The organism is Nocardioides sp., assembly GCF_035697785.1.
Lineage (GTDB): Bacteria > Actinomycetota > Actinomycetes > Propionibacteriales > Nocardioidaceae > Nocardioides_B.
In genome coordinates this window covers 18,028-36,805 of record NZ_DASSCL010000074.1, presented here as the reverse complement: position 1 = coordinate 36,805, position 18,778 = coordinate 18,028, and the positions used below count along the sequence as shown (strand labels likewise).

Annotated in this window: 17 protein-coding genes; 10 read left to right on the top strand and 7 right to left on the bottom strand. The window is 72.1% G+C overall.

All coding sequences use genetic code 11. The features are described from left to right. The 8 genes from VFH10_RS07895 to VFH10_RS07860 form a co-directional block, all read left to right on the top strand. Window positions 1-1,171 (top strand): rhamnulokinase (locus tag VFH10_RS07895; protein WP_325127568.1); only part of this gene is annotated, 1,171 nt, incomplete at its 5' end. Between the two features lie 5 nt (window positions 1,172-1,176). Beyond that, a complete protein-coding gene (locus tag VFH10_RS07890) occupies window positions 1,177-1,911 on the top strand; it encodes a (Fe-S)-binding protein (protein WP_325127567.1) in 735 nt (244 codons plus the stop codon). After that, on the top strand, window positions 1,911-3,419 hold the full coding sequence (locus VFH10_RS07885) for a lactate utilization protein B (protein WP_325127566.1): 1,509 nt from the start codon (window positions 1,911-1,913) through the stop codon (window positions 3,417-3,419). Before VFH10_RS07890 ends, VFH10_RS07885 begins: the two co-directional genes overlap by 1 nt. A gap of 49 nt (window positions 3,420-3,468) precedes the next feature. After that, window positions 3,469-4,071 carry a LutC/YkgG family protein gene (locus VFH10_RS07880; protein WP_325127565.1) on the top strand — a complete coding sequence of 201 codons (603 nt, stop codon included), beginning with the start codon at window positions 3,469-3,471 and terminating at the stop codon, window positions 4,069-4,071. 174 nt (window positions 4,072-4,245) lie between these two features. Further along, window positions 4,246-5,577, top strand: a complete 1,332-nt coding sequence (locus VFH10_RS07875; protein ID WP_325127564.1) for an MFS transporter — start codon at window positions 4,246-4,248, stop codon at window positions 5,575-5,577. Window positions 5,578-5,584: 7 nt separating this feature from the next. Further along, on the top strand, window positions 5,585-6,682 hold the full coding sequence (locus VFH10_RS07870) for a M20 family metallopeptidase (RefSeq protein WP_325127563.1): 1,098 nt from the start codon (window positions 5,585-5,587) through the stop codon (window positions 6,680-6,682). 27 nt (window positions 6,683-6,709) lie between these two features. Beyond that, window positions 6,710-7,180: a PPOX class F420-dependent oxidoreductase gene (locus VFH10_RS07865; RefSeq protein ID WP_325127562.1), complete on the top strand. Its 471-nt coding sequence runs from the start codon at window positions 6,710-6,712 to the stop codon at window positions 7,178-7,180. Window positions 7,181-7,218: 38 nt separating this feature from the next. Beyond that, on the top strand, window positions 7,219-8,556 hold the full coding sequence (locus tag VFH10_RS07860; RefSeq protein WP_325127561.1) for an MFS transporter: 1,338 nt from the start codon (window positions 7,219-7,221) through the stop codon (window positions 8,554-8,556). Window positions 8,557-8,629: 73 nt separating this feature from the next. Here the strand turns inward: VFH10_RS07860 and VFH10_RS07855 are convergent, their stop codons facing one another. After that, window positions 8,630-10,018: a cation:dicarboxylate symporter family transporter gene (locus VFH10_RS07855; protein ID WP_325127560.1), complete on the bottom strand. Its 1,389-nt coding sequence runs from the start codon at window positions 10,016-10,018 to the stop codon at window positions 8,630-8,632. Window positions 10,019-10,144: 126 nt separating this feature from the next. Between VFH10_RS07855 and VFH10_RS07850 the strand changes: the two genes are divergently transcribed. Together VFH10_RS07850 and VFH10_RS07845 are read left to right on the top strand one after the other, a co-directional pair. After that, window positions 10,145-11,722 (top strand): sensor histidine kinase, encoded by a 1,578-nt coding sequence (locus VFH10_RS07850; protein ID WP_325127559.1) that lies wholly within the window; start codon window positions 10,145-10,147, stop codon window positions 11,720-11,722. Then, the gene (locus VFH10_RS07845) at window positions 11,719-12,405 is read left to right on the top strand and encodes a response regulator (RefSeq protein WP_325127558.1); all 687 of its coding nucleotides are present in this window, start codon (window positions 11,719-11,721) and stop codon (window positions 12,403-12,405) included. The genes VFH10_RS07850 and VFH10_RS07845 overlap by 4 nt, the downstream gene beginning before the upstream one ends. A gap of 58 nt (window positions 12,406-12,463) precedes the next feature. On the opposite strand, the gene typA is transcribed toward VFH10_RS07845, so the two are convergent. The 6 genes from typA to VFH10_RS07815 form a co-directional block, all read right to left on the bottom strand. Then, complete coding sequence (typA, locus tag VFH10_RS07840; RefSeq protein WP_325127557.1) at window positions 12,464-14,368, bottom strand: translational GTPase TypA; 1,905 nt, start codon at window positions 14,366-14,368, stop codon at window positions 12,464-12,466. A 107-nt stretch (window positions 14,369-14,475) separates the two neighbouring features. After that, window positions 14,476-15,468 carry a quinone oxidoreductase family protein gene (locus VFH10_RS07835; protein ID WP_325127556.1) on the bottom strand — a complete coding sequence of 331 codons (993 nt, stop codon included), beginning with the start codon at window positions 15,466-15,468 and terminating at the stop codon, window positions 14,476-14,478. 11 nt (window positions 15,469-15,479) lie between these two features. Beyond that, window positions 15,480-15,842 (bottom strand): hypothetical protein, encoded by a 363-nt coding sequence (locus VFH10_RS07830; protein WP_325127555.1) that lies wholly within the window; start codon window positions 15,840-15,842, stop codon window positions 15,480-15,482. Further along, on the bottom strand, window positions 15,839-16,702 hold the full coding sequence (locus tag VFH10_RS07825; RefSeq protein ID WP_325127554.1) for a hypothetical protein: 864 nt from the start codon (window positions 16,700-16,702) through the stop codon (window positions 15,839-15,841). Before VFH10_RS07825 ends, VFH10_RS07830 begins: the two co-directional genes overlap by 4 nt. A gap of 68 nt (window positions 16,703-16,770) precedes the next feature. Continuing rightward, on the bottom strand, window positions 16,771-17,589 hold the full coding sequence (locus VFH10_RS07820) for a citryl-CoA lyase (RefSeq protein WP_325127553.1): 819 nt from the start codon (window positions 17,587-17,589) through the stop codon (window positions 16,771-16,773). Further along, window positions 17,586-18,770, bottom strand: a complete 1,185-nt coding sequence (locus tag VFH10_RS07815) for a CoA transferase (RefSeq protein ID WP_325127552.1) — start codon at window positions 18,768-18,770, stop codon at window positions 17,586-17,588. Before VFH10_RS07815 ends, VFH10_RS07820 begins: the two co-directional genes overlap by 4 nt. Window positions 18,771-18,778 lie beyond the last annotated feature (8 nt).

Below are 18,778 nucleotides of genomic sequence, written 5' to 3'. Positions count from 1 at the left end.
GGGAGTCCGGGAGCGCGTGGTGAAGACCCTCTCCGAGCGGGACCTCTACGCCACGACGGGCCTGCAGCAGCTCCCCTTCAACACCCTCTACCAGCTCGTCTCGGCGCCGGAGCTGCTGCCCGCGGCCGAGACGATGCTGCTTGTCCCCGACCTGTTGGCCTACTGGCTCACCGGGGTCGTCGGCGCGGAGCGCACGAACGCCTCCACCACGCAGCTGTACGACGTGCGCGCCCGCACCTGGGCCACCTCCCTGGCGGAGCGCGTGGGCATCCCGGCGCGCATCTTGCCGCCGCTGCACGACCCGGGTGCGACCATCGGACCGTTGCTTTCCGACGTCGCCGACGAGGTAGGTCTCCCGGCGAGCACGCCGGTGGTCGCTGTGGGGTCGCACGACACGGCGTCCGCGGTCGTCGGGGTGCCGTTCACTGACCGGTCGCGCGCCGCCTACGTGTCGTCGGGGACCTGGTCGCTGGTCGGCGTTGAGCTCGACGAGCCGGTGCTGACCGAAGCCGCCCGCGAGGCGGACTTCACCAACGAGGGCGGCGTCGACCGGACGATCCGCTTCCTGCGCAACGTCTCGGGACTGTGGGTGCTGTCCGAGGCGATGCGCACCTGGGCCTCCCGCGGCGCGCACGTCGACCTCGCGGCATTGCTGGTCGAGGCGTCCGACGTACCCCCGCTGAGGTCGGTCGTGGACCTGCAGGCGCCGGAGTACTTGCCGCCGGGGGACATGGAGGCGCGGATCGCCGCAGCCTGCGAGGCGACCGGCCAGCCGGTCCCCTCGACGCGTGGCGCGGTCGTGCGCTGCATCCTCGACAGCCTGGCGCTGGCCTATCGGCAGGTCGTGCGGCAGGCGGCGTCGTTGTCCGGTGTCGAGGTCGAGGTCGTGCACATCGTCGGGGGAGGCGCCCGCAACGACCTGCTCTGCCGGCTGACCGCCTCCGCGTGCGGCGTACCCGTGCTGGCCGGACCGGTCGAGGCGGCCGCTCTCGGAAACGTGCTGGTGCAGGCCCGGGCGCTGGGTGCCGACCTGCCGGACCTCGCGGCGATGCGCAGTCTGGTCCGGGTGACGCACGAACCGGTGCGGTACGAACCGGAGGACCTCGGGGACTGGTCCGCTGCGGAGGCGCGGGTCTCGGCGGACGCCACCCTCGGCGACCTGGCAAGGTGAGTCGCATGCGGGTGGCGCTGATGGTGACGTGCATCAACGACGCGCTGTTCCCCGCCGCCGGGAAGGCCGTCGTCACGCTGCTGCGCCGGCTCGGCGTCGACGTGGAGTTTCCCGAGGCGCAGACGTGCTGCGGGCAGCCGATGGTGAACACCGGCTACCTCGACGAGGCCGTCCCCGTGGTCCGCACCTTCGTCTCGGCGTTCGCCGGCTACGACTACGTGGTAGTCCCGTCGGGGTCCTGCGCCGGGTCGGCCCGCCACCAGCACGGCATCGTCGCGCGCCGGTCGGGGGATGCCGGGCTGGCGACGGCGGTGGCCGAGGTGTCGCCGCGGGTGCTGGAGCTGTCCGAGTTCCTCGTGGACGTGCTGGGCGTGACCGACGTGGGCGCGTCGTTCCCGCACACGGTGACCTACCACCCGACCTGCCACTCGCTGCGCATGCTCGGCGTCGGGGACCGGCCGCTGTCACTGCTGCGCGCGGTGCGCGGGATCCGGCTGGTCGAGCTGCCGGCTGCCGAGGCGTGCTGCGGCTTCGGCGGGACGTTCGCGGTGAAGAACTCGGACACCTCCGTCGCGATGGGTGCCGACAAGGCGCGCCACGTGGTGGCGTCGAGGGCGGAGGTGCTGGTGGCCGGCGACTCGTCGTGCCTGATGCACATCGGCGGCTTGCTGTCGCGGCAGCGGTCCGGCGTACGGACGATGCACCTGGCCGAGGTGCTGGCCGCGACCGAGGGGGCGTGATGGTCTCGACCACCGGGGCGACCTTCGTCGGGATGCCGGCGTTCCCGGCAGCGGCGCGGGCGGCGCTGGCCGACACCCAGCTGCGCAGCAACCTGGCGCACGCCACCGGGGTGATCCGCGCCAAGCGTGCCGCGGTCGTGGCCGAGGTCGACGACTGGGAGGAACTGCGGCTGGCCGGCGCGGCCGTCAAGGACAACACCCTGCGGCACCTCGACGAGCACCTGCTCACCCTCGAGGCGGCGCTCACCGCACGCGGGGCGACCGTGCACTGGGCGCGCGACGCGTCCGAGGCCTGCGCGGTCGTGGCTGCGGTCGCCAAGCAGCACGGCGTCGACGAGGTCGTGAAGGTCAAGTCGATGGCCACCCAGGAGATCGACCTCAACGAGGCCCTGGCCGCCGAAGGCATCGCGGCCTGGGAGACCGACCTGGCGGAGCTGATCGTGCAGCTCGGCGACGACCTGCCCTCCCACATCCTGGTCCCCGCGATCCACCGCAACCGCGCGGAGATCAAGGCGATCTTCGAGCGCGCGATGGGGGCCGCCGGACGGCCGGCCCCGGATGACCTGACCGACGATCCCGCCCGGCTCGCGGAGGCGGCACGGCTGCACCTTCGGGAGAAGTTCCTGCGCGCCCGGATGGCCGTCTCCGGCGCGAACTTCGCGGTCGCCGAGACCGGCACGCTCGTGGTCGTCGAGTCCGAGGGCAACGGGCGGATGTGCCTGACCCTGCCCGACATCCTGGTGTCGGTGGTCGGGATCGAGAAGGTCGTGCCAACGTACGCCGACCTCGACGCGTTCCTGGAGCTGCTGCCGCGGTCGTCGACGGGGGAGCGGATGAACCCGTACACGTCGATGTGGACCGGTGTCACGCCCGGCGACGGGCCACAGGAGGTGCACGTCGTGCTGCTCGACAACGGCCGCACCCGCGCGCTCGCCGACGACATGGGTCGGCAGGCGCTGCGCTGCATCCGCTGCTCCGCGTGCCTGAACGTGTGCCCGGTCTACGAGCGGACCGGCGGGCACGCCTACGGCTCGGTGTACCCGGGGCCGATCGGCGCGATCCTCAACCCGCTGCTGCGCGGGGTCGGCGTGGACGAACAGACCGACTCGTTGCCGTACGCCTCGACCCTGTGCGGAGCCTGCTTCGAGGCCTGCCCGGTGCGGATCGACATCCCGTCGGTGCTGGTCGACCTGCGCGCCCAGGTGGTCGACGCGCACCGGCCCGCGTCCGGTCCGCTGCGTTCCCTGCGCAAGCCCGAGGCCGCCGCGATGGCGGCGGGCTCCTGGGTGCTCGGGTCCGCGGCCCGGATGCGCGGCGCCGAGCGGGTCTCCGGCCTGATCGGCCGTGCGGCGCAGCGCCTCGGCCGGCGCACTGCCCCGGGCGGCCGACGCGTGCTCGCGCGCATGCCCGGCCCCGGTGCGAGGTGGACCGAGGCGCGCGACCTTCCCGCACCGCCCACCGAGTCGTTCCGTTCCTGGTGGAAGCGCACGGACGGGGGCCGGTCATGATCGGCTCACGACGCTGCTGGCTGCGCTCGCTCCGCCACGAGGATGCCGAATGAGTGCGCGCGACGAGATCCTGGCGCGGGTGCGCTCGGCCCTCGCCGACGCCGACACGTCCGAGGTCCACGTGCCACGGGGGTACCGCGCTCGTCGTACGCCCGAGGGGTTGGCGGGTCGCTTCGCGGGGCGGGTCGAGGACTACCGCGCGACGGTCAGCCGATGCGCCGACGAGGACCTGGTCAGGACGGTGGCCAACGCGTTGCCGACCGGGGCGCGGGTCGTGCTCCCGCCGGGCCTGCCGCTCGACGTGCCCGGCGTCGTCGACGAGGACTTCGCGGCCGCGACCCTCGACGGGTACGACGCCGTGGTCACCACCGCCACGGTGGCGATCGCGGAGACCGGGACGATCGTGCTCACCCACGGCGCGGGCGAGGGGCGGCGCGCCCTGTCGCTCGTGCCGGACCTGCACGTGTGCGTGGTGCGCGCCGACCAGGTGGTGCCCGACGTGCCCCAGGCCATCGCATTCCTGGGCGCGCCGGCGTACCACGACCGCCCGCAGACCTGGATCAGCGGCCCGTCCGCCACCAGCGACATCGAGCTCGACCGGGTCGAGGGCGTGCACGGCCCGCGCACCCTCCACGTGGTCCTCGTCGGCTGAACCATCCGGATACGACGCGACGGGTTTGCTGTTTCCGGACTGCCCGGACAGCAAACCCGTCGCGTCGTATCCGGAGGGGGAACCTAAAGGGGCACGTCGGCGTGAAGACGGCCGGTTTCACCGATCGAGTAGTGGGCACGGTCACAGGTGGCCCCTATCTCGGAGGAGCATGCCATGAGCAGCCACCCCTCGTCCCCGGCCGGTACGGCGCCGGGCACGACCACCACTGAAGCGCAGGCGCCCCACAAGCTTCCGTTACGCACACTGATCGCGGCCAGCGTCGGCAACGCGGTCGAGTGGTACGACTGGACGGTCTATGCGACCTTCTCGATCTACTTCGCGACCCAGATCTTCCCCGCCGAGAACGAGTCGCTCGCGTTCATCGGCACGTTCGCCACCTACGCGCTGGCGTTCTTCTTCCGCCCGCTCGGCGGCATGCTGCTCGGCCGGTTCGCCGACCTGCGCGGCCGCAAGCAGGCGATGCTGCTCACGATCACACTGATGGCCGGCGGCTCGCTGGTGATCGCGATCCTCCCGACGTACACCGCGGTGGGCTGGCTCGCGCCGATCCTGCTGCTGGTCGCGAGGATCGCGCAGGGCATGTCGCTCGGCGGTGAGGTGTCGAACGCCTCGGCGTACCTCGCCGAGATCGCTCCGCCCGAGCGCCGCGGCCGGTACTCGTCCTTCTTCTACATCTCGACCGGCTCCGCGGTGCTGATCGCGTCCCTCCTCGGGGCGCTGCTCGCCTCCACGCTGTCCGACGACCAGCTCGCCGGCTGGGGTTGGCGGGTGCCGTTCCTGATCGGGGCCGGCCTCGGCCTGGTCGGTCTGTGGCTGCGTCGCGACATGGCGGAGACCGAGCAGTTCGAGGAGAACAAGGAGAAGGCCAAGGCCCTGAAGAACCCGCTGATGCTCACCCTGCGCGAGCACCCCAAGGCGGTCGCGCAGTTGATCGGCTTCACGATCCTGAGCACCCTGTGCTACTACACGTTCTTCTCGGCCCTGACCCCGTTCGCGGTGACCGCCAACGGTCTCGACGACGGCATGGTGTTCTGGGCGCTGTCGATCGGCACCGCGCTGTTCGTCGTGCTGCAGTACCCGTTCGGCTGGACCGCCGACAGGTTCGGCCGGAAGCCGCAGATGTTGATCTGGTCGGGCGCGATGGCGCTGCTGATCGTGCCGGTGTCCAAGCTGGTCCGGCCGGAGGCAGGCTTCGGCAGCATGCTGCTGGTGTTCTGCTTCGGCCTCGGCCTCTACGCGATGCTGTCCTCGATCGCGCCGGCGATCATGAGCGAGCTGTTCCCGACCGAGCTGCGCGGCCTGGGCATCGGTGCCTGGTACAACCTCACCGTTGCCACGTTCGGCGGCACGGCGCCGCTGGTGATCCAGTGGCTCGGCGACGCCGGGCACAGCAGCTGGTTCTTCTGGTACGTCGCGATCGGTGCGGCCGTCGCGTTCGTCGCCACGCTCAGCCTCCCCGAGACCAAGGGGTCGGTGCTGAAGTGAGGCCCCGATGAGCAGAGCCACCGACCTGCTGACCGAGCTGGTCCGCGCCGACACGGTCGGGGCCCGCGAGGGTGGGCTGGCCCGCCGCTGCGCCGAGATCCTCGAGAAGGCAGGCCTGGACGGTCGCCTGGTCGAGTGGTCGGCCGAGGGGCGGGAGCAGTACGTCGCCCGCACAGGCGGTGCGACGCCGCTGACGTTCACCGGTCACCTCGACACCGTGCCGGCGACACCGGCGGACTGGACGGCGGACCCGTGGGCGGCCGACGTCGACGGCGACCGGATGGTGGGGCGCGGCACCAGCGACATGAAGTCCGGGGTCGCCGCCCTCGTCGAGGCCGTCGCCGACCACGCCGCCCGTGCGCACGACTGCCGCGGAGTCCAGGTGGTGCTGACCGCCGGCGAGGAGACCGGTTGCACGGGCGCGCTCGCACTTCCCCGCGAGACGCTCGCCCTCGGCGGTCCGCTCGTGGTGGCCGAGCCCACGCGCAACGCGCTGGTGCCCGGGCACAAGGGCGCGCACTGGATGCACCTCACCGCCACCGGCAAGGCGGCGCACGGCTCGGCGCCGGAGCTCGGTGACAACGCGGCGGTGAAGGTCGCGCGGGCCGCCGTGGCGCTGCACGACTTCGACGGCTGGCCCGAGGGGGTGACCGCCAACGTGGGCGTGCTGCGCGGTGGCGTGCAGACCAACGTGGTCCCCGACGCCGGGGAGATCTACCTCGACATCAGGTCCGTGCCGTCGGCGCAGGGCGACGCGATCCGGGACGTGGTCCGGTCGGTGGTGGGCGACGCGGTGCGGGTCGAGGACCACGTCGTACTCCCGCCGGTCGACACCGACACCTCCCACGCGTTCGTCGGGCTGGTCGGCGAGGCGTTGGGCGCAGCGGGGCTCGACGGCGCGCCGGTGGAGACCGCGCGGTACTTCACCGACGCCTCGGCGCTGATCCCGTTGCTCTCCGACCACGCCACGACTCCGACCGTGGTGCTCGGGCCGGGTGAGCCGGAGCAGTGCCACGTCGCCGACGAGTGGTGCTCGCTGGCGCGGGTCGACGAGGCGGTCGCGGTGTACGGCGAGCTGCTCGACCGGTGGTGCACCGGCCGCTAGGGCGACGTCGCCTCCTAGGGTGATGGCATGGCCAAGATCGCGACGACCGACCGGGTGGACCGCGCGCAGCTTCTCGAGTTCGCGCGCACCCGGCACCACCTCACGCTGGTGACGACGAAGCGCAACGGGCGACCGCAGATGTCGCCGGTCACCGGTGGCGTCGACGAGAGCGGTCGGATCGTCGTGTCGACGTACCCCGACCGCGCCAAGGCCGTGAACCTGCGCCGCAACCCCCACGTCTCGGTGCTGGTGCACTCCGACGAGTGGGATGGTCCCTACGTGCAGGTCGACGGCACGGCCGAGGTGCTGGACATGCCGGCGCAGGAGGCCGAGGACGGGTTGGTGGAGTACTTCCGCTGCATCGCCGGCGAGCACTCCGACTGGGACGAGTACCGCGAGGCGATGCGCAGGCAGGGCAAGTCGCTGATCCGGATCACCGTGGAGTACTGGGGACCGGTCGCCACCGGCGGCTTCCCGCCAGACCGCGCACCCCGGTAGCCGGGAATGCGCGCACGGCCGCGCAGGTTCCCGTGAGGATGTCCCCCGCCAGCAGCGTCCGCGCCGACGCCCGCCGTGTCTCCCTCCTCGCCGGTGCCCTCTTCGGCCTCGCCGGGCTCGGCAGCTCGTCCGCCGCCATCGCACTGCCCGTGCTCGCCGAGGACCTGGGTGTCAGCACCGGCGTCAGCGCCTGGGCGATCAGCCTGTACGCGCTGATGCTCGCGGTCGCGACCGCGGTCTACGGACGGGTGTCCGACCTGGTCGGCATCCGCGGGCCGTTGCTCTTCGGCGTCGCAGTGATGGCCGCCGGGGCGGTGGCCGGTGCACTCGCGCCCACGTTCGGCGTACTCCTGGCCGGACGGGTGCTGCAGGGCGCCGGCGCGGCCGCGATTCCCACGCTCGGCGTGGCTGTCATCAGCGCGCGGTACGACGGGGTGGTCCGTGCGGCCGCGCTGGGCCGGTTCGCCGGGGTGGCAGCGGCCATCTCCTGCCTCGGGCCGCTTGCGGGCGGGGTGGTGGAGGGCCTGCTCGGCTGGCGCACCGTCATCGCGCTGCCGCTGCTCGGGCTGCTCCTGGTGCCGTTCCTGTACCGGTCGTTGCCCACCGAGGGCAGCGGAGCCCGACTCGACCTCATCGGTGCCGCGCTGGTGGCCGGCACGTCGGCCGGGCTGGTGATGCTGGTGCAGTCGCCCTCCACCGGGCCGGTGGTCGCGATCGTCGGCGCGGTGCTGCTGGCGCTCGGCGCGCCTGCAGTCGGCTGGTGGGTGCGCCGGCGTCCGCACGGGTTCCTGCCCAGGTCGGTGCTGCGCAACGCCACGGTCGTGCGGAGCTCGATCGCGGCGGCCGCCGTGCCGGCCGCCTGGTTCGCGCTCCTGATCGCCGTACCGGCCGTGCTGGTCGCCGACGGGTGGGAGCCGTGGGAGGTCGGTGTCGTCCTGCTGCCCAGCGCCGTCACCGGGCTCCTCGCTCCTCGCTTCGCGGCGCCTCTCCTCGCCCGGATCGGAGGCATCAGCTCACTGGTCCTCTCCGGCCTGGTCGCAGCCGGCTCGTTGGGGGTCGCGGCGGGTGGTGCGTCCGTCCAGTCGGCCACCCTGTTGGTGGTCGCGGTCGTGGGGGTGACGCTGTCCTTCGGGCTCGGGCAGCCGGCCCTCATGGCGGTGGTCGGTGACGCCGTGACAACCGAGGTCCGCGGGGTGGCGCTCGGCGTGGCCACGTTGATGTTCCTGGTGGGCGGCGGCGTCGGGTCCGCGGTCGTCGGCGGTCTCGGGCCGGTGCTCGGGATGGGCGGCAGCCTGCTGCTCCTCGCGGTGCTCCCGTTGCTCGGCCTCGCGGTGCTGGCCCGCGAGCCGCGGGCCGCGGCCGAACCCGCCGAGTGAGGTGCTCAGACCAGCCCGCGCACCCGGCTGTCGCGCATGCCCCGGACCATCGGGTCCGGGGCACCGCGTTCGCTCAGACCCTGCTCGGCTCCTCGGGCCGCAGCTCGGCGTCCCGGGCGGGGGTTCGGGCCGGTTCGTCGGTCTCGGGCTCGTCGTCGAGCATCGTGCGCTCGTCGAACGGGTCCGCACCCGACAACACCCTGTCCAGGCGCGCCTTGTCGAGGGTGTCGGTCCAGCCGCCGATGATCACGGTGGCGACGGAGTTGCCGGCGAAGTTGGTCAGCGCCCGTGCCTCGGACATGAACCGGTCGATGCCGACGATCAGGCCGACGCCGTCGAGCATCTCCGGCCGGTGGGTCGACAGGCCGCCGGCCAGCGTGGCGAGCCCCGCACCGGTGACGCCGGCGGCGCCCTTGGAGGCGATGACCATGAACACCAGCAGGGAGATCTGCTCGCCGATGCTCAGGGGGTCGCCCATCGCCTCGGCGATGAACAGAGAGGCCATGGTCAGGTAGATCGCGGTGCCGTCGAGGTTGAACGAGTAGCCGGTCGGGACGACCACGCCGACCGTCGTCTGGGCCACGCCGGCGTGCTCCATCTTGGCGATCAGCCGGGGCAGGGCGGACTCGGACGACGAGGTCGACAGGATCAGCAGGAACTCGCGGGCGAGGTACTTCAGCAGGCTGAAGATGTTGACCCCGGTGGTGACCCTCAGCAGGGTGCCCAGGATGACGAAGACGAAGATCGCGCAGGTGATGTAGAAGCCGGCCATGAGCACGGCGAGGCTCTTCAGGGCGTCGAGTCCGGTCTCGCCGACCACCGCGGCGATGGCGCCGAACGCGCCGACCGGTGCGACCCACATGATCATCGCGAGGACCCGGAACACCAGCCGCTGCAGGTGGCCCATGCCACGCAGGATCGGCTCACCGGCTCGTCCCATGGCCTGCAACGCGAAACCGACGAGCAGCGCCACCAGCAGGGTCTGCAGCACTTCACCGTCAGTGAGTGCGGAGAACAGCGTCGTCGGGATGATGCTGAGCAGGAACTCGGTGGTGGACCCGGCCTCGGCGGCCTGCTCCTGGCCGGCGGCCGCGAGGTCCTCGGTGATGTGCAGTCCCGAGCCGGGGTGCAGGATGTTGCCGACCACCAGGCCGATGGCAAGGGCGAAGGTCGACATCACCAGGAAGTAGGTGAGGGCAAGGCCACCGACCTTGCCCACGCTGGCGGCGCTGCGCACCGAGCCGACGCCGAGGACGAGCGTGCAGAAGATGACCGGGACGATCATCATCTTGATCAGGTTGACGAAGCCCTCGCCGAGCGGCGCGAGCTTCACCGCGAAGTCGGGTGCGACGAAGCCCACGAAGATGCCGAGCAGCACGGCCACCACGACGGCGACGTACAGGTAATGCGTGCGGTCGCGACTGGGCGTCGTCTGGGTGTCGGGGGATGGCTGGTGTGCCATGGTTCCTCCAGCGTCGGTGCCCTGGGACGGGCGGGGATGGATCGGTTCCGCCTAGGTTCGTACCCGCTGTGACCGTGGTCACGCTTGTGTTCGTTGTGTTCACGCCCCGACCGGAGGAGGGGATCGGTGAAGGTACGCGAACGGTCGGTAGCCGGACAGATCCTCCTGCTTCAGATCCTGACGGTGCTGCTGGTGGTCGCGGTGGCGGTGACGCTCGCGTACGTCGATGCGCGCCGCGACCAGCGCGACTCCGCAAGGCTCCGCTCGGTGGACATCGCCGAGACGGTCGCCGACGCACCGGACGTGATCGCAGCCTTGGACGACCCGGAGCCGTCGGCCACCATCCAGCCGTTCGCCGAGCGAGTACGCCGGGACACCGGCACCGACTTCGTCGTCGTGATGGCGCTGGACCGGACCCGGTTCTCCCACCCCGACCCCGCGCAGCTCGGCCGTGCGTTCATCGGCGACCTCGGGGCGGCGCCCGAGGGCCGGGTGTTCACCCAGCAGTACACCGGCACCCTCGGACCATCCATGCGCGCCGTCGTACCGGTCCGGGACGACGGGGAGGTGGTCGCGCTGGTCTCCGTCGGCATCACCCTGGAGCGCATCGACCGCCAGCTCGACCGCCGGCTGCTGCCGATCGTGCTCGCCGCGGGGGCCGTGCTCGCGGTGGGCGCGTTGGGCGCCTGGCTGATCAGCCGGCGGCTGCGGCGGCAGACGCACGGGCTGGGCGCGGCGGAGATCACCCGGATGTACGAGTACTACGACTCGGTCCTGCACGCCGTGCGCGAGGGACTGCTCCTCATCGATGGCGACGGACGCGTGCAGTTGGTCAACGACGAGGCCGCCCGGCTCCTGGACACGCCGGCCGACGCGGTCGGGCAACGCGTGACCGAGATCGGGCTGCCCGAGCCGCTCGCGGAGTCTCTGCTCGCGGGCACGGCAGGACCGGACGAGATCCGGCTCGTCGGCGACCGGGTGCTGGTCGTCAACCAGGCCGAGGCGCACTGGGAGGGTGAGGCGGTGGGGTCCGTCGTCACGCTGCGCGACCACACCGAGCTGCAGGCCGTCTCGGGGGAGCTCGACACCGTGCGCGGGCTCGCCGAGTCGCTGCGTGCGCAGAACCACGAGGCCGCCAACCGGCTGCACACCGTGGTCTCCCTGATCGAGCTGGGCCGCGTCGACGAGGCCGTCGAGTTCGCCACCGAGGAGCTCGAGTCGGCCCAGCTGCTCACCGACACCGTGGTCGGCTCCGTCGGTGAGCCGGTCGTCGCCGCCGTCCTGCTGGGCAAGTCGGCCCAGGCCGCCGAGCGCGGGATCGAGCTGGTCATCGACGAAGCCACGCGCGTCCTGGGCCTCGTCGTGGAGCCACGCGACGTCGTCACCATCCTCGGCAACCTGCTCGACAACGCCTTCGACGCCGTCGCGGAGACGGAGCCACGCCGGGTCCGGGTCCGGGTCGTCGCCGACAACACGGTGCTCGACATCGAGGTCGGGGACAGCGGACCGGGCCTTCCGGAAGGCGCGGCCGAGCAGGTGTTCCGGCACGGCTGGTCGACCAAGCGCGGCGATGACGCCGTCGGGCGTGGGCTGGGCCTCGCCCTCGTCGGACAGGTCGTACGCCGCCACGGCGGGCGCATCGACGCAGGCACGTCCGACCTCGGCGGTGCCCGGTTCACGGTGCACGTGGAGGCACCGGCATGACGATCCGGGTGCTGGTCGTCGAGGACGAGGAGATCGCCGCCGCGGCGCACGCGTCGTACGTCGATCGGGTCCCGGGCTTCGTGGTCGCCGGTGTCGCGCGCTCCGGCGCGGACGCCGTACGCCTTCTCCGGGACGGGACGGCGGTCGACCTGGTGCTGCTCGACATGCACCTGCCCGACGTGCACGGTCTGGAGCTGCTGCAGCGGATCCGTCAGGACGGGCACCTGTGTGACGTGATCGCGGTGACGTCGGCCCGTGACCTCGACGTCGTCCGTCGCGCGGTGTCGCAGGGCGTCGTGCAGTACCTGCTCAAGCCGTTCACGTTCGCCGGGCTGCGCGGCAAGCTCGAGCAGTACGCCGCCTACCGGGCCCAGCTCGGCGAGGCCGAGGCCGAGGTGGTGCAGGACGAGGTGGACGCGCTGCTCGGCACGCTCCGGCCGACCGGCGGCTCGGCGCTGCCGAAGGGGATGAGCGACGCCACCATGCGGCTGGTCACCGAGCGGCTGCGGGAGGCCCCCAGCTCGGCCACCGAGGTCGCCGACGCGACGGGCGTGTCACGGGTGACGGCCCGGCGCTACCTGGAGCACCTGGCGGAGACGGGGCTGGTCGCCAAGCACTCGCGCTACGGCGGGGGTGGCCGCCCGGAGGTCGAGTACCGCTGGCTGCGGCGCGACGGCGCCTGACCCAGTTGTCAGCGCCTGAGCCGGTCCGGACCGGCTGACGCTCTGACAAGTCGGTGGATCAGTTGCGGCGGGCGCGGGCGGCGGCGCGACCCCGCAGGTTCTGGTCGAGCTCGACCTTGCGGATCCGGACGAAGTCGGGGGTGACCTCGACGCACTCGTCCTCGCGGCAGAACTCCAGGCACTGCTCGAGGGAGAGCTTCTTCGGCGGGATCAGCTTCTCGAAGTTGTCGGACGTGGAGGAGCGGACGTTGGTCTGCTTCTTCTCCTTGGTGATGTTGACGTCCATGTCGTCCTCGCGGGAGTTCTCCCCGACGATCATGCCCTCGTAGACCTCGGTGGTCGGCTCGACGAAGAGCACGCCGCGCTCCTGCAGGTTCGTCATGGCGTACGACGTCGCCGCGCCGGAGCGGTCCGCGACCAGGGAGCCCGACGCGCGCGAGCGGATCTCGCCGGCCCACGGCTCGTACTTCTCGAACACGTGGTGCGCGATGCCGGTGCCGCGGGTGTCGGTGAGGAACTCGGTGCGGAAGCCGATCAGGCCGCGCGCCGGCACCAGGAACTCCATCCGCACCCAGCCGGTGCCGTGGTTGGTCATCTGCTCCATCCGGCCCTTGCGGACGGCGAGGAGCTGCGTGATCGTGCCGAGGTACTCCTCGGGCGCGTCGATCGTGAGCCGCTCCACGGGCTCGTGGATCTTGCCGTCGACCTCGCGGGTGACCACCTGCGGCTTGCCGACGGTGAGCTCGTAGCCCTCGCGGCGCATCTGCTCGACGAGGATCGCCAGCGCGAGCTCGCCGCGACCCTGCACCTCCCAGGCGTCGGGGCGCTCGGTCGGCAGCACCTTGATCGACACGTTGCCGACCAGCTCGGCATCCAGCCGGTCCTTGACCAGCCGCGCGGTGACCTTGGTGCCCTTGGTCGGTCCGCGGCCGGCCAGCGGCGAGGTGTTGGTGCCGATCGTCATCGAGATGGCCGGCTCGTCGACCTGGATCAGCGGCAGCGCGACCGGGTGCTCCGGGTCGGCGAGGGTCTCGCCGATCATGATGTCCGGCATGCCCGCGATCGCGACGATGTCGCCGGGCCCGGCGGACTCGCCGGGCTTGCGCTCGAGCGCCTCGGTCACGAGCAGCTCGGTGACCTTGACGTTCTGCACCGCCCCGTCGCGCTTCATCCACGCGACCTGCTGGCCCTTCTTCAGGTTGCCCTCCTTGACACGGACGAGCGCGAGGCGGCCGAGGAACGGGCTGGCGTCGAGGTTGGTGACGTGGGCCTGGAGCGGCGCACCCTCGGTGTACGTCGGGGCCGGGATGGTGTCGAGGATCGTCTTGAACAGCGGCTCGAGGTTCTCGCTGTCGGGGAGCCCGCCGTTGTCGGGCATCTCCAGCGACGCCCGGCCGGCCTTGGCGCTGGCGTAGACGACCGGGAAGTCCAGCGCGTCGGCGCTGTGGCTGTCGTCGAGCAGGTCCATGAACAACTCGTAGGTCTCGTCGACCACCTCGCTGATCCGCGCGTCCGAGCGGTCCACCTTGTTGACCACGAGCACGACGGGCAGGTCGGCGTTCAGCGCCTTGCGCAGCACGAACCGGGTCTGCGGCAGCGGCCCCTCGGACGCGTCCACGAGGAGCACGATCCCGTCCACCATGGAGAGGCCGCGCTCCACCTCGCCACCGAAGTCGGCGTGGCCGGGGGTGTCGATGATGTTGATCGTCATCGGGGTGTCCCCGGCGGCCTCGCCGGTGTAGCGGATCGCGGTGTTCTTCGCGAGGATCGTGATGCCCTTCTCGCGCTCCAGGTCGCCGGAGTCCATCGCTCGCTCGTCGACGTGCTGGTGCTCGCCGAAAGCGCCGCCCTGCCACAGCATCGCGTCGACCAGGGTGGTCTTGCCGTGGTCGACGTGCGCGACGATCGCGACGTTGCGCAGGTCGCTGCGGTGGGAACGGGTCTCGGTGGCTGCCTGTGACATGGCGGAGCGGTGCTGCTTTCGATAGGGGAGCCCGGGACGCGTCGTACGACGGCGGGCCAGGCGATTCTATCGGCGCGCCGGTCCCTGGCCGAATCCACGAGGGACCTTCAGGCCAGGTCGACCACGATCCGGGTGGTGGCGGTGCCGTCCGCCTGCCGGGCCCACGCCTCGCCGACGTCGTCCAGCGCCACCACCTCGTGGTCGACCCGCAGCCGTCCCGCCGCCGCGTGGCCGAGCACTGCGAGCAACGCGGCGTCGCGCTGCTCGCTGGTGATCGCGTTGTTGGTGTAGCCGAGCACGGCCGCGGTCCGGCTGCGCAGCGATGCCGAGTCGACCTCCATCGTCGGACCCGCGGAGCTGCCCAGGTTGACCAGCCGCCCGCCCTCGCCGAGCAGCCGCGCGGCCGCGGAGGCCGGAGCGCCGCAGAGCGGGTCGACCACGACGTCGAGCGGGCCGTCGAGCGCCTCGCGCAGCCGGTCGGTCAGTGCGTCGACGGGCTCCCCGTCCTGCAGCGGTACGACGACGTCGGCACCGCAGGTCTCCGCGCGCTGCCGCGCACGGTCGGACCGGGCCGCCGCGACGACCCGTCGTGCCCCGAGCAGCCGGGCGGCCTGCACCGCGACCTGCCCCACGACGCCGCCGGCGCCGAGCACGAGCACCTGCTCGTCCGGGCGCAGGGCGGCGCGCCAGGTCAGGACCATCCAGGCGGCCACCGCGGACAGCCCCAGGGCCGCGACCTCGGTGGCGGCGACCGTGTCGTCCGGGAGCGGCACCACGGCGTCCGCGGGGAGCACGACGGCGCTGGACATGCTGCCGTCGCCGGGCGCCATCCCCGCGCTGGTCGGGAACCACACCAGCGTGCCCTCCGCGAGTCGTGGGTGCGCCACCACCGTGCCGACCCCCTGCACGCCCGGCACGTAGGGCAGCGCGGGCGCGCCGAAGTAGGACGTGCCGGTCGCGCAGAGCACGTCGAGCGGGGTGATCGGCGCGGCCCGCACCGCGACCAGGCACTGGCCGTCGTCGGGTGCGGGCGGTTCGTCGCCGTCGACCACCACCGGCGGCCGACCGTGCGCCTGGAGCTGGACCTTGCGGACGGGCACGGGGCGCCGGCTCAGGTCGCGATGTCGGGGTAGGGGAGCGAGAACCGCTGCAGCTGCCGGGCGTACTCCAGCTGGAACCCGAGCGGCTCGTCGTAGTCGCGCTCGAACATCGCGATGAACAGCGTCAGGGTGAGGAACGGGTGGCAGCCCAGCTCGAACAGCCGCGGGTAGTCATGCGTGGCCAGCGCCTCCCGCTCGTCGTCCTCGAAGGCCTGCCAGGTGCTGGCCTCGTCCGTCGTGCAGCTGAGGATCTGGTTGGCCCGCTCCGCCTCCCACCACGCGACGAACCCGCGCGGGTCCTCGCGGTAGCGCTCGACGAGCTCACGGTCGCGGTCGACGGTGAACAGGAACTTGTCCATGAGGTACTTGCTCACTGCGAGCCCCCCTTCGGGTACCAGGTGAAGTACGCCTCCATCGTGTGGAACAGGTCGAGCGAGTCGACGTGGTCGGCCTTCACGTTGTCGCCGGCCACCCCCATCATCAGCATGAAGTCCATGAACCCGTGGGTGGCGTTGCCGGGTGCGTGCAGGCTGTCGAGGGTCACCTCGGCCAGACACCCCTCGATGTCCCCGGTGGCGATCCAGTCGACGGCCTTCCGGTCGAACTCCGGGTCCGGCCCGTGCGGACCGAACTGGCGCGGCCCCCCGAGCTCGAGCGAGAGGTGGCCGGTGCCGATGATCGCGACCCGCTGGTCCGACGGCCAGGACTCCACCATCGCCCGGATCTGACGTCCGAGCTCGACGAACCGCCTCGGCTGCGGCAGCGGCGGCGCGAAGATGTTGGTGTAGATCGGCACGATCGGCAGGTCCGCCTCGGGCCGCAGCGTGATGATCGGGCAGGTCACGCTGTGGTCGATGCGCAGCTCGTTGCTGAACGCGAGGTCGAAGCCCGCGTCGAGCCCCTGCCGCAGGATGTGTTCCGAGAGCGCCTCGTCACCGTGCAGGCGGAAGCGGGGCAGGCCGAACTCGCGCTCCTCGTTGTACCAGTTGGCGTCGTAGAACGGCGCCTTGCCGACGAGGAACTGCGGCATGTTGTCGAGCCACAGCTGGTGGAAGTGGTCGCTGCCGACCATGACGAGCACGTCGGGCCGGGCCCGGGTCAACGTCTCGCGGAAGCGCTCGATCTTCTCCACCCAGGCGTCCGCGAACGGCGGCCGGTCGTCCCCGGTGGCGTTGCTCGCCCGGTAGTAGAACGGGTGGTGCGTGGACGCGATGACCGCGACGACCTCCGCCATGTTCCCTCCCTCTGCTCGTTCCTGGGCTCGTTCCTGGGCTCGTTCGGTGCTGCCTCTTCGTGCGGCTCTCAGCCGGTCTCGTCGTCCGGATCGCCCGGGTCGACGTACGACGCGTTGCGGTCGACGTGCAGGTAGACGTCCATCCCGACCGGGTGCACCCGCTCCTCCGCGATCTGCCCGAGCAGGCCGGCCGTGCGGGCCAGCAGCGAGACGCCGCGCAACAGGTCGGGCGGGAGCCCGAGGTCGGCGAGCGCCGCCCCGCAGACACCTGCCCCGTTCAGCGGCAGCCGCCGGCCGAGCACCTGCTCGTGGGTGCGGCCGATCGCGTCGAACAGCCGCAGGTGCGGGCCCCGGAGCCCTTCCTCCTCGGCGATCCGCATCAGCCGTGGCGTCCGCGGGTCGCGTTCCTTGTGCACCGGGTGACCCAGCCCCGGCACGTAGCGCCCGGCCTCGTGGGACTCGCGGACCGCGGTGAGCGCCAGGGCGTCCCAGGCCTCGTCGGGGGCGTCGTCGGGCGGCCGGTCGTCGGCGTGCCGGGCCAGCACGTCGGCGAGGTAGCTGCCGCAGTCCTCCGTGACGCCGAGGAAGCGCGAGCCGCCGCCGAGCAGACCGGCGGCGAGGGCGCCCTGGAGCGAGTCCGGTGCGGAGAGGTAGGTCATCCGGGCGGCGATCGCGGTCGGGGTGAAGCCGTGGTCCGCGAGGGCCACGAGCACGGCCTCGAAGACCCGCACCTGGCCCGGCGTGGGACGCCGCCGAGCGACCAGCCAGAACGCCAGCTCGCCGAACCCGACCCGGCCCATCAGGTCCTCGGCCAGGTCGTGACCGAACAGCGTGATCTGGTCGGCAGTCGAAGCGCCCAGCGACGTGGGGTAGGAGTGCTCGCTCACGCTTCGTCCTCCGTCCCGGTCCCCGCGCGGCCGTCCGCGGGCTCGGCGAGCCAGGCCCGCAGCTCGGCGCCGTGCTCGTCGAGCTGCGGCGGTGGCGAGTGGTAGACGACCGGCGTCTCGGAGAAGGTCACGGGGTTGCGCACGCTCGGGATCACCCGGTCGCCCGAACCCAGCCGCACGACCGGGTCGAGGCCCACCTGCTCGGCGAACGCGACGCCCTCGGCGACGGTGTTGATCGGCCCGCACGCGACGCCCGCGTCGAGCAACAGCCGGAACCACTCGTCGCGGGTCCGGGTGCTCAGCCGCTCGACGAGCAGCGGGCGCAGCTCCTCGCGGTTGGCGGTGCGGTCCTGGTTGCTGGCGAAGCGGGGGTCCTCTGCGAGCTCGGGCACCCCGAGGGCCCCGCACAGCCGGACGAACTGGCCGTTGTTGCCGGCCGTGATGATCAGGTCGCCGTCCGCGGTGGGCAGCGGTTCATAGGGGAACAGGCTCGGGTGCGAGTTGCCCATCCGGGTCGGCACGGTGTCGCCGGCGACGTACGCGCTCGTCTGGTTCACGAGGCCGGAGAGGGCGGTCGAGAGCAGGTTCACCTCGACGTGCTGCCCCTGCCCCGAGTTGCGGCGGTGCTCGAGGGCGGCGAGCACGCCGATCGTCGCCTGCATCCCCGACATGACGTCGAAGACGGAGATGCCGGCGCGGTACGGCGGCCCGTCGGCGTCACCGGTGAGGCTCATCAGCCCGGAGATCGCCTGGACGATGAGGTCGTAGCCGGGCAGGCGGGCGCCGCCGCCGGAGCCGAACCCGCTGATCGAGGCGTACACGACGCGCGGGTTGGCCGCACTGACGGTCTCGTAGTCGAGGCCGTACTTCACCAGCCCGCCGGGTTTGAAGTTCTCGAGCACCACGTCGGCGCGGGCGGCGAGCTCCCGGGCGAGCGCGTTGTCCTTCTCGTCCCGCAGGTCCAGCGCGAGCGAGCGCTTGTTGCGGTTGATGCCGAGGTAGTACGTCGACTCGCCGTCACGCACCGGCGGCATCCACGTGCGGGTGTCGTCGCCGGTGGGGCTCTCCACCTTGACGACCTCGGCGCCCATGTCGGCCAGCAGCATGCTCGCGTAGGGGCCGGCGAGGATCCGGGAGAAGTCCGCGACCAGCAGCCCCGCGAGCGGTCCTGCACCGGGCATCGGTCCTC

What these genes read in the sequence shown, in the direction of transcription:
- VFH10_RS07875 (WP_325127564.1), top strand. Translation starts at nt 4,246, where the DNA reads ATGAGCAGCCACCCCTCGTCCCCGGCCGGTACGGCGCCGGGCACGACC.
- VFH10_RS07860 (WP_325127561.1), top strand. Translation starts at nt 7,219, where the DNA reads ATGTCCCCCGCCAGCAGCGTCCGCGCCGACGCCCGCCGTGTCTCCCTC.
- VFH10_RS07815 (WP_325127552.1), bottom strand. Translation starts at nt 18,770, where the DNA reads ATGCCCGGTGCAGGACCGCTCGCGGGGCTGCTGGTCGCGGACTTCTCC.
- typA (WP_325127557.1), bottom strand. Translation starts at nt 14,368, where the DNA reads ATGTCACAGGCAGCCACCGAGACCCGTTCCCACCGCAGCGACCTGCGC.
- VFH10_RS07890 (WP_325127567.1), top strand. Translation starts at nt 1,177, where the DNA reads ATGCGGGTGGCGCTGATGGTGACGTGCATCAACGACGCGCTGTTCCCC.
- VFH10_RS07845 (WP_325127558.1), top strand. Translation starts at nt 11,719, where the DNA reads ATGACGATCCGGGTGCTGGTCGTCGAGGACGAGGAGATCGCCGCCGCG.
- VFH10_RS07865 (WP_325127562.1), top strand. Translation starts at nt 6,710, where the DNA reads ATGGCCAAGATCGCGACGACCGACCGGGTGGACCGCGCGCAGCTTCTC.
- VFH10_RS07870 (WP_325127563.1), top strand. Translation starts at nt 5,585, where the DNA reads ATGAGCAGAGCCACCGACCTGCTGACCGAGCTGGTCCGCGCCGACACG.
- VFH10_RS07880 (WP_325127565.1), top strand. Translation starts at nt 3,469, where the DNA reads ATGAGTGCGCGCGACGAGATCCTGGCGCGGGTGCGCTCGGCCCTCGCC.
- VFH10_RS07825 (WP_325127554.1), bottom strand. Translation starts at nt 16,702, where the DNA reads ATGGCGGAGGTCGTCGCGGTCATCGCGTCCACGCACCACCCGTTCTAC.
- VFH10_RS07885 (WP_325127566.1), top strand. Translation starts at nt 1,911, where the DNA reads ATGGTCTCGACCACCGGGGCGACCTTCGTCGGGATGCCGGCGTTCCCG.
- VFH10_RS07855 (WP_325127560.1), bottom strand. Translation starts at nt 10,018, where the DNA reads ATGGCACACCAGCCATCCCCCGACACCCAGACGACGCCCAGTCGCGAC.